This window comes from Streptomyces beigongshangae, from assembly GCF_019710745.1.
Classification (GTDB): domain Bacteria; phylum Actinomycetota; class Actinomycetes; order Streptomycetales; family Streptomycetaceae; genus Streptomyces; species Streptomyces beigongshangae.
On the sequence record NZ_JAHKJW010000010.1, the window covers coordinates 186,643 to 200,503 of the forward strand.

Consider the following 13,861-nt stretch of genomic DNA (forward strand, 5'->3'; position numbering starts at 1 on the left):
GTCAAGCCCAGACACGGACCACGCCGTCGGCGAGCCGCAAGAACTGCCGGGCACCTGGGTGATAGTGCGTGGGAGAGAAGCCGGGGACGGTGCCCAGAAGCTTCCCCTCTGCCGGATCCCATATGGACAGATCTGTGCCACCACAACTGAACAGGTGGGTGCCATCGCTGAAGAAGCGTCCGGTCGGGCCCTCGATTGCAAGGAGCTCCACGGCCGTCGGCATGCGCCACAGACTGTTCTGACCGGTCCTACTCGTATCGAAGATCCGTGCCCCCGGTTGCATGACATCGTCGTCATCGCCGAGGCCCTCGACGGCGACCCGGCTCGAGTCGATCCAGGTCATAGCGTGATCCCAGTAGTACTCTCGGCCGCAGACATCGACCCGGCTAGGACCGTCCTCGGACTCCCAGACGTTGTCATCGATCCATTGGCCGAGATCCCACACCGCAGGAATCCCGACGGGATGCCACATCCAGCCGTCGTCCAGGATCCGCCTCCCATCAGGGCTCACATACAGTGAGCCGTGGAAGTAGTCGAGGTGGTGTTCCGGCATGGCATCCGCGTTTGCATGAGCGAGATGCGAGCGATCAGTCAGCAACGCCCCCGTCTGTGCGTCCGACACATCCAGCCGGTTCCAGGCCGTGCGGTGGACCACCACGCAACGCCCACGACTCTGCGCGAACTCCAGTGAGAACGGCACTGTCTCTTCGTGACCACCCTGATTGTCCAGGGCCAGAGTTACCTCGCCGGTCCGGAGGTCGAGCACCTCGCCGAAGCGGCCGTAGTCGTTGACCACTGCGGCAAACATACCGTCGTGGGAGGCGTGCAGGCGCCTGCGGAGCCGACGGCCGTTCCATGGCTCGCGATCGGATTCCGCCGGAACGGTGGTAGCCCCAATGATCTCGTGATGACCGGCTGCCACGTCCCACCGCCTGATCGTGCCATCCGCGCTCAGCGCCAGCCACACAGGGCGATCGCGATCACGCACCGGCGCCAGATCGGCGACAGCACCCAAACGCGGTGGCACCGAGATCTCGCAGACGGCGTCGTTGCTACCGATCATCGCTGCCCCCACTCCCCAAACCAAGCCGACAGCATATCCGGGCGTGACTCAGGGCTGGCCTTGACCAGATCAGCTGATCTCGTCGAGATCCCACTACGGCGCGCGTCACACGGAGCAAGCCCCTGCCGCGCAACCGTGCAACCACTACTCGCAGTGAGGAGATCGCCGGGTGCGAGGACCAAACGTTCGCTCCGGGCAAGTTCGGATAAGCGTGTATTCGATGCTCCATGCTCCGACCGGACCCGGATCAGAGACACCGCCTCGTCGAGATCCGCGACAACCTGATCGCCCGAATCACCGAAGCAGAACAGGAGGGATGGCTCGGTGAGATCGAAGGACTCCAAGTCAGCCTCGCCGGCGCAGAGGAGAAGCTCATCCAGCTCGATACAGAGCAAGTCCGTCAACGCCAAGTGATCAATCTCGGCATGCCCAGCTTCAGCCAGATCGCGACACGAATCAGTACGGCAAGAGGACCTTCACGTTAGACGAGCTTCATCCACGCGGATGATCTACACCATCCTGACCCAGGCCACGGGCCACGCTCTACGGGCGGCGGGCCAGCAAGTGAGTGTCGAGGAAACCACGCTCGGACGCTGGGTCATGGAGCAACCGAGCAACTGTGACGAGTCCGGCCCCGGTCAGCATCGCGGCAAACTGCTCCGCCGGCCAACTGTAGGCAGGCGCCACCTTGTGGTCGAAGCGGACCGGCTTCGGTCCCTCGGTCCCGAAGAAGGACACCAGGAGCAGGCCCCCTGGTGCCAGGACACGCACCTGCTCGGCGAGCAGCACGGGCAATTCCTCAGGTGGGGTATGGATCATCGAGTAGTGGGCCAGCACTCCGCCGAGCGCGCCGTCCTCGACCGGCAGGGCCTCCATTCGCGCTTCGTCGAACCGCAGCGCCGGATGGGCCCGCCGAGCGTGGTCGACCATGGCCGGGGAGAGGTCGAGCCCGAAGGCGTCCAGCCCCAAGTCGTGCAGCATGGCCGTCAGATGACCGGGCCCGCACCCGACGTCGACTGCCCGCAGGTTCCCCGTGGCACGCACGAGCTCGGCGAAGGTACCGATCATGTTCCGCGCGAACGGCTGCGTCTCCAGCCGATTAGCGAACATCGACGCGTACAGGTCGACGACCCCGTCATAGGCCGCCCTGGTCTCGTCCTGGTGGCTTAACACGGGAAGGAAATTAACACCTTCGCCGGTCGCAGCCGTTCTCCGGCCCTTCCCCCAAGGACTGATCGTCCCCTCACCTGATCACGGGACACCCTCGGTAGTTCAGAGAAGAACTCGTCACCTCCGAGGCGGCCGATCGCGACTCCGAGAAACTCGCATTCAAGTACATGAACGAGGATCTCCAGCTCGCGGGGAAGTGCTACGACAAGAAGACCCGGACGGGAAGCATGTTCTTGTGGCAGGACGACAGCGCCGGGCAGAGTCAAGCTAGAACGTATTATGACAAGGATGGCAATCTGCGTATAACGGGGCGACTGCAGACTTTGCCAAGGTGACATGGTCGAATGGGAAGATTGTCAATGTGGACATCTGGGACGTGAATGAGAGCAGCCGGGCCGTCGGGAAACTCGACGGTGTCGAAAGCACGGTGCGCAGGAAAATGGATCCGAACGCCAAGGCGCAGACGGTCAATGTCGTCTTCGTGGCCAAGGATTTCGGTCGGGCCAGCGCCATGCGAGACCGTTTTGCCAACGATGGCAATGTGCGCATCATCCACCCCGACTCCAACTTCGACACCATGAGGCAGGCCCCGCTGGTGCGCAGAGTGAGCGGCGGAACCATCCGGATCACCCCGGGGGAGCAGATTGGCCGGGGAGGAGTGAGCGGTGCCTCGGCCGCACCGCGCTCCGTATCTAAGGGCAGTGCCGGAGGGAAATTCCTCAACGGGGCTGGAATATTTGGAGAGTTGTCCGCCCTTTACCAGTTCGCCAGGGACTGGAATACGATCGGCAACGGCGGGTGCGTACCGTCCACGGTCGGCGACTGTGAGGCCCCACGTGAGGTGTAGTCGTGCATGAGGTATTGCCATAGCGGCACGGTAAAGTGTGATGAAAGGAGATCGCATGGCTAGAGAAGTTCTGACCGTGTGTCTGCCACCCCTCGTTCCCGGTGTTGTTCGGGAGGCGATTAGGGAGGCTGTTTCCTCCTTCGATCACAATGGCGAGGGAGAGGGTCTATCGCCGGGCGAATGGGACGAGTGGTGGCTCGGAGCCGCAGGCCAGGAATTCTGGATCAAGTCCGGGTCCGAAGACGACCCCCGTTTGATCCGTGAACACGAACCGTTGCGGGAAAACGACCTCCACGTCATCCCGTCGAATCGATGTCCAGGTGGTCCCGTGGGGCTGCTAGATATCGACGGGCAGAGGTCCCGCGCTGCTGCGGAAGCGGACGCGCTGTGGCGTGAATGGGTGGAGTTCTCCGCGAGGTTTCCGCCCGCCCGCAGTCTGGACGACCTCATTGCCGAGGAGTCGGAAGCAACGTACCTGCACGCAGGACCCGCCTGGCACCGGTACGTGGCCCAGCCCGTGATGCGCGCGGTGCTCGACGACCGTGCCCTGGAGGCCCGGTTCGGGCAGCAGGCAGTGGGGGAGTTCGGTGTCGGACGCGAGCTTTTCGTGCGCCGCAAGGAACTCGCGAGCCTTGCCCATGACGGCCTCCTGACCCTTGATGGCAAGTGGAGCGCCCCGAATTCGTATCCGGACCACGAGTACGCCGAGTCCTGCAATCGCTATATTGACGCTTTGTCTCCAGATGTCGTGTTGGTGAATATCACATATCACGCATAATTCGCCTAATTTAATGACGGGTCGATGTACGCAGAATGCGGTTGGGGCATGCTGCCCTGCAGCGTTGTTAAGCCGTGCTTCTTTAGCGTTCCCGAACGTTTGAATATGGCGGGGCAGCGCCCCGTCGCGAATTCGTCCTGGGCGAGCGGGTGGGTGGCAGGGTCCCTTGCGTGATCGAAATTTGTCCGGATTGATCCGGTTCTGTATGAGGATGTCAAGGACGTCGCCGTCGGCTTCGACGGCTCGCCACAGATACTCCAGTTTGCCGTTGACCTTGATGAACACCTCGTCCAGATGCCATGTGTCCCCGGGTCGAGGCCGGCGGCTGCGCAGTCCGTTCGCATACGCCTGACCACACTTGGCGCACCAGCGGCGCACGGTCTCGTACGAGACGATGACGCCGCGCTGGAGCAGCAGCTCCTCCACCTCGCGGAACGACAGCGGAAAGCGGAAGTACAGCCACACGCGGTGGGAGATGACCTCGACCGGGTAGCGATGCCCCTTGTACGACGGCGACGCACTGTCCACGGACGATCCTTCCCAGCGTGATCAATCCGAAGATCACCCCACCCAGTCAGCCAACGTGACAGCGCCCGTCGAGGATGTGGCCGGTGCTGCGTACGAGGCGGAACATCTCGGAGATATGCACGGTGTCGCCCGACCGCGCGTAGGTGAGCAGTTCGCTGAACTTCGGCCGCTGGAGGGGGTGGAGGCGGCTGGAGGTGCCCGGGTCCTCCTCGAAGGCGACCGGGTCCTCGATGCCGACCTCGTCCAGGACGAGGTTCTGCCGGGCGGTGGACTGCTGGTCGGTCGAGACCCGCTTGTAGACCAGGTTCGCCACTCGGGTCCCCTTCCGTACGGAGGATCGGACCCTGTCCGTCGTCAAACCCTGTCAGCAATCGCCATCGGATCTGATTGGATTCGGGCCGCCGCGGACCCCCCGGATTGCACGGGCTCATTGGACGCGTCGGCCGCCTGTCGTCAAACGATGGCGAGCTCAAGCGGTCAGCGCACCACTGCTGTTCAGGAGGTCAGCGTAGACCTCTGCCGGAGTGCGATAGCCATGGGTCTTGCGGGGCCGATGGTTGAGCTCGTGTGCGATGGCGTCCAGGTCAGCCTGGCTGAACGTGCGGAGGTCTGCGCCCTTGGCCAGGACTGCCGAAGGAGCCGGTTCGTGTTCTCGTTGGTGTTGCGCTGCCACGGGCTCCGGGGCTTGCAGAGGTAGATCGGCATCCCCGTCTCGGCGGTGATGGCCTGGTGCTCGGCGATCTCCCGGCCCCGGCCCCAGGTGAGTGTTCTCCGCAGTTGGGGCGGGATGCCGAGGAGACTCCTGGTGAGGTGCGGAGTGACCTGCTCGGCCTTGATGCCGTCCGGTAGGGCGACGATGGCCGTGTGGCGGCTGGTGCGCTCGACCAGCGTGGCCACGGCCGAGGGTCGGGTGCCCATCACGAGGTCGCCCTCCCAATGACCGGGGATCTTGCGATCCTTGACCTCAGTGGGACGGGCGGTGATGGGCACCATGCCGCGGATGATGCCCCGCCCGGTAGGCCGGCGGGCGAGCTTCGGGCGGCGCATGGGCCTGCCTGACCGCAGTCGTTGGGTGAGGCTGCGGTCGATGGCCTGGCGCCGGCGGGGGTCGTAGAGCGAGAGGTGGATCGCTTCGTGCGAGATCTGCATGTCGGCGTCACCAGGAAACTGCCGTCGCAGCCATCCCGCGATCTGCTCGGGTGACCAGCACAGAGCCAGCTTGGCTTCCACCAGGGCGCGGAGAGCATGCTGTTGGGCGAGTTCGGCCTGCTTGGGGCGGCGCCCGCGCTCGTAGGCGGCTGCATCGGCCGGGGCAGCTCGGTAGCGGTCCCGGCCGCCGTTGCGGGCGATCTCGCGAGAGACGGTCGAAGGGGACCGGCCCAGCCGCTTGGCTAGCTGCCGGGCCGATTCCCCGGCGGCGATGCCGCGGGATATCTCTTCGCGCTCGTTGCCGCTCAGATGCCGCTCTGACCGCGTCTGCGGGGTGAGGCGGACGCCGCCGCTCTGATACAGGAACCGGCGGGCGCTCTGCATCGGCGCCCCGAGCGCCTGCCCGATCAAGCTGAACGACTGCCCCTCGCGCCAGCGCCTCCAGATCTCATCCTGCTGAGCGGGCGAAAACCCGTAGTCACGCACCTGTGCCTCCACGATCACATGATCATCAGTGAGTGGTGCGTTGATCACTTGAGGGCGCCATCGTTTGCCGACAGATCGGCCTGGCTCGCTGGTCCGCGGCGGGGACGGCACCACGGACTGCACTCCGGCTGAGAAACGGCCGTGCCGTCGGCTGCCGCCGCACAGCTGATCAGTGGTTGTTGCTCGGGCGGTAGAGGCTGAGGTCGCCGTAGGCCGACAGAACGCCGGGCAGGTCACCGGGTTTGTGCCGCAGAGTGGTGTCCAGGAAGGCGAGCGTGGTTGCGGCGACGACGCGGGGGCTCTCGGTGCGGCCCAGGGAGCCGACTATCGAGGGCACAGGCGGCAGGTACAGGGGGCCGTCCATGAAGGTGAGGTGTGCGGCGCCGGGGACGGTGAGCCGGTAGCTCGTCGCGGTGTTGAGCTTGAGGGCCTTGGTGAGGCCGGGTATGTACTGCGGGTCGGTCGCGGGGGTGACGGCCTGGGTGAGCGCGAGCGCCGGCTGGTGGAGGGAGGGGGAGGTGGGGCCGTGCGGGTAGCCGTCCAGATCGATGACGGCATCGAACCGGTGGTCCTGCCGGGCTGCCTGCAGGGCGGCGGCACCACCCATGGAGTGGCCGGTGACCGCGACCCGGCCGGTGTCCAGGCGTCCGGTCGGCGGGCCGGCGATCTCACCTCGGCCCAGACGGTCCAGCTGAGTGAGGACGAAGCTGAGGTCGGCGCCCCGAACAGCCGTCCAGCCGACCGCCAGCTTGTTGTCCTTGTCCCGGTCGCCGGTGGAGCTGGTCCTGGTGTGAATCGTTCGGCCGTCGGTGAGGACGACGGCGGCGGAGTCGTACGGGTGGTCGAGGGCGGCGACCACATAGCCGTGGCTGGCCAGTTCCTCCGCCCAGGCGGTGTTCTGGGTGCGCACTCCGCCCGATCCCGGAGAGAACAGCACGACCGGGAACCGTCCACCCCTGTCGGCCACCGGGGCGTTGAAGACCGAATGGGTGTGGGCACGTGGGATGCCGTCGACCAGGAAGCCAGGCAGGCCGACCGTGCGGGCGAGGGCGTCGGAGACGGTGCGCGCCTCGTGCTCCGTGCGGCCGAGGTACTGGGCCCGCTGCGCGCCTGCGGGGTTCTTCTGCGCGGGATACCAGAGCTGGACCACGACCGTGCGCCGGTCGTGCGGATCGGCGGTGAAGGTCTCGGGGCGGCGTGGGTCGGTCCACTGCACCACGCGGGTGCCGACCGCGAAACGGCCCAACGGCTCGGGGAACACGGGTACGGGGAAGGCCCAGGCGGCCACCGGACCTGTGGCGATCAGACCTACGCAGGCCACCGACCCGGGCAAGGCCAGCCACCACCGGGCCCGCCACGTCGGCCGGCCGGTATGGCGTCGCAGCAGGGGAGAGAGGGCGAACGGCAACGCGACGGCAGCGCCTGCGAGTACTGGCAGCAGCTGCCAGCGGATGCCCATCACGCTCAGCACGATCGCGGACAGCATGGACACTGCCCCCGCCGTGATCGTGACGCGTGGGCGGACGGCGGGGGGAAGCCAGCGCGCCACCACCAGCGCGACGGCACCCAGCAGGACAAGGACTTCCAGAAGGGACATGTGCAGTCCCACGATGTTCTCGGTCACCCGGCCATGCTCGGCGCGGGGCACGCGCTGCCACATCGCCCCCGGGTCGCCATCGTGTACAGCCGCAGTCGCAATCCGAGGCACGCCCATGTGAGAGGCCTTGCGACCGTAGGGGGTGGCCGGGCTCCTCCTGCGGTCGTACTTCCGCGCGATTCCTTCAGACGGTGGACTCATGCGTGCCGCTGGATCGCGGCCTACCGTGACAGGGCTGCGGTACGTGCGGGCGGCGCGGGTCTTACGCTCCCGTACCCGACCGGCTCCGGCTGTACGCGGTGGCGGCCCCGGCCGGGGCCACTGTGACGCTGAAATCGACAGGGACGTGTGATGACCGAGGCGAGCGCAGAAACCGGTAGTGCCCAGCCGTTGCGCTACCGGGACCGGGTGCCGTGGGCGAGGACAGCCGTACGGCTGACGAGGTACGCCGACCTGGCCTCCGCACGAGCGGCGCGACCGATGAGAGCCGTCCGGCGCTGGGGCTCCCGGCTGCCGCCCATGGTGTGGGACTCGCTGTTGCCGGCGCTGCTCCTGATCAACGTCATGACCACGCGCGCGCCGCAGGAGCTGCCGGTGGCCGTGGCCCTCACCGCGGCCCTTGCGCTGCCCCTGGTGTGGCGGCGCCGGGCCCCGCTCGCGGTGTTCGGCGCCGTGGCAGCCGCGGCCTTCGCCCAGTGGCTGATGGACGTCCAACTGCCGGCGGACATCGCCCTGCTGGTGGCTCTCTACACGGTGGCCGCGAGGTCGGGCCGGCGCGGCACGCTTGTCGCCGGTGCCGTCGTGGAGGGCGGGGCCCTGCTGGCCTGTCTGCGCTGGGCGACGGAAGGCGCGTTCCTGACCCCCTTCGTCGCGGTGACCGCGATGGTCGTCGCCGCCGCCGTCCTGGGGGTGAATGTGCGGACCACGCGCGCCTACCTCGCGGCCTTGGAGGAACGGGCCGCACGCCTGGAGCAAGAACATGACCAGCAGGCGCGGCTGGCCGTCGCCGAGGAAAGGACACGTATCACCCGGGAGATGCACGACATCGTCACCCACAACCTGTCCGTCATGGTCGCGCTCACCGACGCCGCCGTCTACGCACAGCACCGGTCCCCCGACAAGGCCACCACCGCGATGCTCCAGATCTCCGAGACGGGCCGGCAGGCCCTGACCGACATGCGGCGCTCATTGGGCGTCCTGCGGACCGACGAACGGGACGCGGAGCGCCACCCGTTGCCCGGCGTCGCACAACTGGCAGCTCTCGCCGACCAGATGTGCGCCGCCGGGCTGCCGACCCGCGTCGAGGTCCGGGGCGGCCACACCCACATACCCGCCACCGCACAACTGACCGTCTACCGCTTGGTACAGGAAGCCTTGACCAACAGCCTCAAGCACACACCCCCCGGCACACACGCGAAGGTCCGGATACGGTGCTCGACCGGGACCGTCACAGTGGCCGTCACCGACAGCGGCCCCCGCCCGCCGCTTCCCGGTGCCACACCATCCGGCCACGGCATCCCCGGCATGCGCGAGCGCGCGGCCGCCTACGGGGGGACGTTGCAGGCCGGACCGCTCCCGGGCGGCGGCTGGGGAGTCCACACCCGCCTCGAACTCGGCAGCGGCGGAGCGGCGTCCGCATGACGATCCGCATCCTGATCGCCGACGACGAAGCGCTGCTCCGTATGGCCTTCAGCACGGTCCTGGAGACCCAGCCCGACATGGCACCGGTCGGCGAGGCCGCGGACGGCATCCAGGCCATACGCCTCGCCCGGGAGCTGCGCCCCGACGTCGTCCTCATGGATGTCCGGATGCCCGGGACCGACGGGATCGAGGCAACCCGACAGGTCATCCGGATCTCCCCGCGGAGCAGAGTACTGATCCTCACCACCTTCGACCTCGACGAATACGCCTTCACCGCGCTCAAAGCCGGAGCCTCGGGATTCCTGCTGAAAAACACCAGGCCCGAGGAACTGCTCACCGCGATACGCAGCGTGGCTGCGGGCGACGCGGTGGTCTCCCCGCGGATCACCCGCCGCCTGCTGGAGAACCTCCGCCCACACATCCCCGACGGCAGCAGCGCCGACCGCGACGAGCGGCTGAGCCGGCTCAGCGCCCGCGAGCGCGAGGTGCTCGTCAAGGTGGGCTGCGGCCTGTCCAACACCGAGATCGCGGCCACCCTGTATCTCGCGGAGGCGACCGTGAAGTCCCATCTGGGGCGAATCCTGCAAAAGCTCGAACTCCGCGACCGGATCCAGGCCGTGATCTTCGCCTACGAAAGCCGCCTCATCCACCCGGCATGAGGTCGGCAGGGAGCGATTCGACGCCGAGTTCGCCAAGGCGGTCCGGCCCCGGAGTCATGGGTGGTGACTCCGGGGCCGGACCGCCCTCGACTGTACGCGCGCGCAGCTACGCGTCCGCGCCGTCGTCCGTCTCGTCGTCGATGGTCGGGTCGCGCAGCCTTCGCAGGCCCGGCACCGGCAGCCGGGTGAAGGCGTACCGGCCCAGGAAGTTGGCGTACCGGCCCAGGAAGTTGATGTGACCGAACTGGAGCGGGGGGAGCCGGGCGAGCAGCTCGCCGGTGACCGGGAAGCCTTCAGCGGCCAGCTGCTTGACGGCGGCGTCGATGCAGAGGCTGTTGAACAGCACCACGGAGTTCAGCGCCAGGCCGAGCGCGCCGAGCTGGTCCTCCGTACCCTCGCGGTAGTGCCGGCGCAGTTCGCCGCGCTGACCGAAGAAGATCTTCCGGGCGAGGCGGTGGCGGGCCTCGGTGACGTTGAGCTGGGCGCCGACCATTCGCCGGTATCCCTCGTACGGGACGAACTGGAGCAGGTGCAGTGTCTTGAAGATCCGCCCGTAGTGGGCGAACGCGTCGCCCAGCCCGGTCGGCTTGCCGTCCCGGGAGAGCATGCGGATCAGGTCGTGGCCGCGAACCTCCCCGAGAGTCAGGGAACCTGCCACCCGGAGCATGTCGTCCCGGTGGGCGCGTATCCGGTCCAGGCGGATGGTGTGGTTCGAGACCGGCTGGAGCGGCCCGTAGTCCGCCGCGGTGTTCGTCCGCCACAGCCGGGCGTCGGAGATGTCGGCGATCCTCGGTGAGAACTGGTGGCCACAGATCGCGAACAGGCCGAAGACGATGTCGGAGTAAGGGCGCGGTGTCGGTGATGACGGTCTCCGGCTTCGGGCCGCCGTCGCGGGCGTGGATGGCGTCCAGGACGAACAGCGAGTCGCGCAGCGTGCCGCGGACGGAGGGCCGTGTCGAGCGCAGGTCGCGGGCCCGGGTGGAGTTGTCCGGCCAGATGTGGGAGGTGCTGGCGCAGGCGGGCGGGAACGTGGCGGCGCTACACCGGCATCTGAGCGCGGCCGGGGGTGAGGTGCCCTCGCTGGTGTCGTCGCACCGGGTGGTGCGCCGGGACTTGGAGGTCGGCATGGTCCTGGCGGACCGTGCGGTGGTGCGGCAGGAGCGCGAAGAGCAGCAAACGCGGGAGGCTCTGGCTGACCTCGCCCGGCCGGGCCGCGTGAGGGTGGCGCGGAGAAGACGTCCGCTCCCCCGCGTCTCGTACCAGAGGCGACCGGGAGCGTGCCGGTGGGCGCGCAGTCTGGCGCAGTTCGTTGTGCGGCTGTCAGCGTGGGCTTGCTCCGCTTTATCTGAGGGATCGCCGTCGAGTTCTGGGCTCGGTCGGGCTTCCCTCCCCTCTCGACGCTAAGCCCCCGGCACCCGCTACGCCTTCCGCGCGGACGTCCAGCTCTGGCGGCGGAGGCTTTCGAAGCCGTCCAGGAGGAGGTCCAGGGCGAATTCGAACTCGAACTGGTCGTCGCAGCCGCCACCGACCGTGGAACTCCCGTCGTGTGCGGCCGTCGCGGCCAGTTCCGCGATGTGCGGGTAGTGCGCCGCCAGCCCGGGGTCCGGCGGGCCGGAGGGGCCTGAGGTGGCGAACAGCTCCTGGCTGAAGCCGAGCAGGCGGCTGCCCATCGCGTGCATGACGTGGTGCGTGAGGTCGGCGGAGAGGCCGCCGTCCCGGAAGCTCCCGGCCATCGAGTCCAGGTATGCCAGCACGGTCGGGGTGGGGCCGGTCCGCGACTCGATGACCCGGGCCGCCCAGGGGTGGTGCAGCAGGACCCGCCGGGCCGAGAGGATCCGCCCGCGGACCACGCGTTGCCAGTCGGGGCCCGCAGCCGGCGGGTCGATCTCGCCGACCACGGTGTCGACCATGCCGTCGAGCAGTTCCTCCTTGTTGGCCACGTGCTTGTAGAGGGCCATCGGTACGACGCCCAGCTCCTGCGCGAGCCTGCGCATGCTGAGCGCGTCGATGCCGGTGGCGTCGGCGAGCGCGACGGCGGCGCGCAGGACGCGGTCCCTGTTCAGGGGGATCCGATGCGTGTGTGTGGCTTCCTGCCGGCTCATTCCGGTTCGGCCCTTTCCCTCCTCGACAGCGCCCTCTCCTTGACCAGTGTACGTCGTACACCTATGCTCGCTGCGAGGTGTACGGCGTACACCCGCGCCGAGTGAGGGGTACCGAGAAGATGAGTCCGGACCGGAGAACCGCGGTGGCCGCCGGGTCGCTGTTCCTGCTGACCGAGGCCGCCGCGATAGCCGGGGCCGTTCTGTACCGCCCCCTGCTGGGAGCGGCGGACGGCCGGCTCGCGCAGGGCGCCGACACGCGAGCGCTGCTCGGGGTGCTCTGCGAGGTGGTGCTGGTGGTGGCGGTGGCCGGTACCGGGGCGGCGCTGTTCCCCGTCCTGCGGCGCCACGGCGAGGGGCTCGCGTTCGGGTACGCCTTCGGACGGCTGCTGGAGGCGGCCGTCATCGCCCTCGGGATCGTCGCCGTCCTGGCGCTCGTCACCCTGCGGCGGGACGCGGGGGCGGAGGCAGGCGCCGACGTCGCGCTGGTGGCCGTGCACGACTGGACGTTCCTGCTCGGGCCCAACGTCGCCCTCGGCCTGAACACCGTCCTGCTTGCCTACCTGGCGTACCGCGCACGGCTCGTGCCACGCTTCATCGCCGTGCTCGGGCTGGTTGGCGGGCCGCTGATCTGCGCCTCGGCCGTCGCCGTGATGTTCGGGGCCTACGCGCAGCTCTCCGTGGCGGGGTCGGCCGCCGCGCTCCCAGTGTTCGCCTGGGAGCTGGGGCTGGCCGGGTGGCTGATCGTCAGGGGGTTCGGGCCCGGCTCAGGCGCCGCGTCCCGGGCAGGCGGTGAGGTGGCTGCTCCGGCAGGTGTCCGTCGGTGACGTCGTCCCGGGAGCCGCTCAGACAACCAGAGCGGAGTGGCGTACTGCCGTCGTGCCCGGAACCGCGGGCGGGCGGGTTCCGGGCACGACGGCAGTTGCATGCCGAGCATGCGGCGTACGGCTTCGGCCGGGTCGATGCCCAGCGCGTAGGCGACGGCGACCACGCCCAGGACGAGCGCGGTGACGGCGCCGGCCTTGTTGGCGAAGCCTTTGACGAACTCCTCGCCGGACAGTTTCACCAGCTTTCAGGCTGCGATGTGCCGACTTCATGTCAGTGGGCTGTTGGCAGTGACGGTTGATCAGGTAGGACGTGTTCTTACAGGTTTCTGGTTGGAAATCTACCTCCAGCATCACTGACGTCCGGCTACACAAGAACGCCGGGGTGGTGTGCTGCCTCCCTACGTGGTGATAGCCGGTCGTGTGGGGAGGTCGGGACGGATGCTGACCATCAACGTGACGCTGCTGCTCGCAGTCACCGTCATCTGGCGGTTGCGGCGGCGTACGCAGGCCCGCAGCCGCTTCGACGAGAAGCTGACCGTCGTCATCGTTCTGGCACTGGGAGTCCTGATCGCACCCGCCCCGGAGGGCCAAGGGATCGTGAACATCGTGGGACAGCTGGCGAGCGACGTTACTCAGGGCAGCCGATGAGCCCCCGCCCACACAGCGTCCGGACAGTATTCGCCGGCGTGCGCTGCGGATCACGACCCCAGGGGGTGGGGGAGTGATGGCGGCACGTCGACGGCGCGGGCGCTTGAGGAAGCAGACCCGCAGGCAGCTGCAGGGCTGGGGCACGGTGGTGGCGCTGGCTGCAGCGGTGTGGGTCGCTGCGAACTGGTCGACGGTGTGGCCCGTCCTGGTGACGGTGTTCGCCGCGGCCGCGCTGGGCGGGGCCGGCTGGGCGCTGCTGCGGGCGCACCGCCAGGCGGTCGGCCGGGACCGCGCGTGGCGGGCACAGGAAGAGGCCCGGGCGCGCGAGTTGTCCATGGCCCAGGTCGACGCCCTGACCTGGCAGGAATT

Annotated in this window: 12 protein-coding genes and 3 pseudogenes; 7 read left to right on the top strand and 8 right to left on the bottom strand. The window is 68.1% G+C overall.

The features are described 5' to 3' along the window. Window position 1: 1 nt before the first annotated feature. On the bottom strand, window positions 2-1,063 hold the full coding sequence (locus KM933_RS10570) for a hypothetical protein (protein ID WP_221350562.1): 1,062 nt from the start codon (window positions 1,061-1,063) through the stop codon (window positions 2-4). 227 nt (window positions 1,064-1,290) lie between these two features. On the opposite strand from KM933_RS10570, the gene KM933_RS10575 reads away from it, so the two are divergent. After that, window positions 1,291-1,548, top strand: a complete 258-nt coding sequence (locus KM933_RS10575; RefSeq protein WP_221350564.1) for a hypothetical protein — start codon at window positions 1,291-1,293, stop codon at window positions 1,546-1,548. 58 nt (window positions 1,549-1,606) lie between these two features. Here the strand turns inward: KM933_RS10575 and KM933_RS10580 are convergent, their stop codons facing one another. Continuing rightward, a complete protein-coding gene (locus KM933_RS10580; protein WP_221350566.1) occupies window positions 1,607-2,236 on the bottom strand; it encodes a class I SAM-dependent methyltransferase in 630 nt (209 codons plus the stop codon). Window positions 2,237-2,594: 358 nt separating this feature from the next. On the opposite strand from KM933_RS10580, the gene KM933_RS10585 reads away from it, so the two are divergent. Continuing rightward, on the top strand, window positions 2,595-3,080 hold the full coding sequence (locus KM933_RS10585; protein ID WP_221350568.1) for a hypothetical protein: 486 nt from the start codon (window positions 2,595-2,597) through the stop codon (window positions 3,078-3,080). Between the two features lie 943 nt (window positions 3,081-4,023). On the opposite strand, the pseudogene KM933_RS10590 reads toward KM933_RS10585, so the two are convergent. From KM933_RS10590 to KM933_RS10605, 4 genes and pseudogenes are all read right to left on the bottom strand, one after another. Next, window positions 4,024-4,386 (bottom strand): annotated as a pseudogene (locus KM933_RS10590) (IS6 family transposase); the annotation flags it as partial. 46 nt (window positions 4,387-4,432) lie between these two features. Further along, entirely contained in the window at window positions 4,433-4,699 is a 267-nt protein-coding gene (locus KM933_RS10595; protein ID WP_308013332.1) for a recombinase family protein, read from the bottom strand. Between the two features lie 156 nt (window positions 4,700-4,855). Further along, a pseudogene (locus KM933_RS10600) lies at window positions 4,856-6,021 on the bottom strand (IS30 family transposase). Between the two features lie 169 nt (window positions 6,022-6,190). Beyond that, a complete protein-coding gene (locus KM933_RS10605; RefSeq protein ID WP_221350569.1) occupies window positions 6,191-7,681 on the bottom strand; it encodes an alpha/beta hydrolase in 1,491 nt (496 codons plus the stop codon). A 288-nt stretch (window positions 7,682-7,969) separates the two neighbouring features. On the opposite strand from KM933_RS10605, the gene KM933_RS10610 reads away from it, so the two are divergent. After that, complete coding sequence (locus tag KM933_RS10610; protein WP_260333328.1) at window positions 7,970-9,259, top strand: sensor histidine kinase; 1,290 nt, start codon at window positions 7,970-7,972, stop codon at window positions 9,257-9,259. Next, window positions 9,256-9,918 (top strand): response regulator, encoded by a 663-nt coding sequence (locus KM933_RS10615; protein ID WP_221350571.1) that lies wholly within the window; start codon window positions 9,256-9,258, stop codon window positions 9,916-9,918. Before KM933_RS10610 ends, KM933_RS10615 begins: the two co-directional genes overlap by 4 nt. A gap of 106 nt (window positions 9,919-10,024) precedes the next feature. On the opposite strand, the gene KM933_RS10620 is transcribed toward KM933_RS10615, so the two are convergent. Then, window positions 10,025-11,443, bottom strand: coding sequence for a Tn3 family transposase (locus tag KM933_RS10620; protein ID WP_221350573.1), 1,419 nt, complete (start codon window positions 11,441-11,443; stop codon window positions 10,025-10,027). After that, on the bottom strand, window positions 11,337-12,020 hold the full coding sequence (locus KM933_RS10625) for a TetR/AcrR family transcriptional regulator C-terminal domain-containing protein (protein ID WP_221350575.1): 684 nt from the start codon (window positions 12,018-12,020) through the stop codon (window positions 11,337-11,339). Before KM933_RS10625 ends, KM933_RS10620 begins: the two co-directional genes overlap by 107 nt. Before the next feature lie 119 nt (window positions 12,021-12,139). On the opposite strand from KM933_RS10625, the gene KM933_RS10630 reads away from it, so the two are divergent. The 3 genes and pseudogenes from KM933_RS10630 to KM933_RS10640 all read left to right on the top strand — a co-directional run. Beyond that, a complete protein-coding gene (locus KM933_RS10630) occupies window positions 12,140-12,844 on the top strand; it encodes a DUF4386 domain-containing protein (RefSeq protein ID WP_221350578.1) in 705 nt (234 codons plus the stop codon). Window positions 12,845-13,282: 438 nt separating this feature from the next. Beyond that, entirely contained in the window at window positions 13,283-13,492 is a 210-nt protein-coding gene (locus tag KM933_RS10635; protein ID WP_221350580.1) for a hypothetical protein, read from the top strand. A 103-nt stretch (window positions 13,493-13,595) separates the two neighbouring features. Further along, window positions 13,596-13,861, top strand: a pseudogene (locus KM933_RS10640) (restriction endonuclease); the annotation flags it as partial.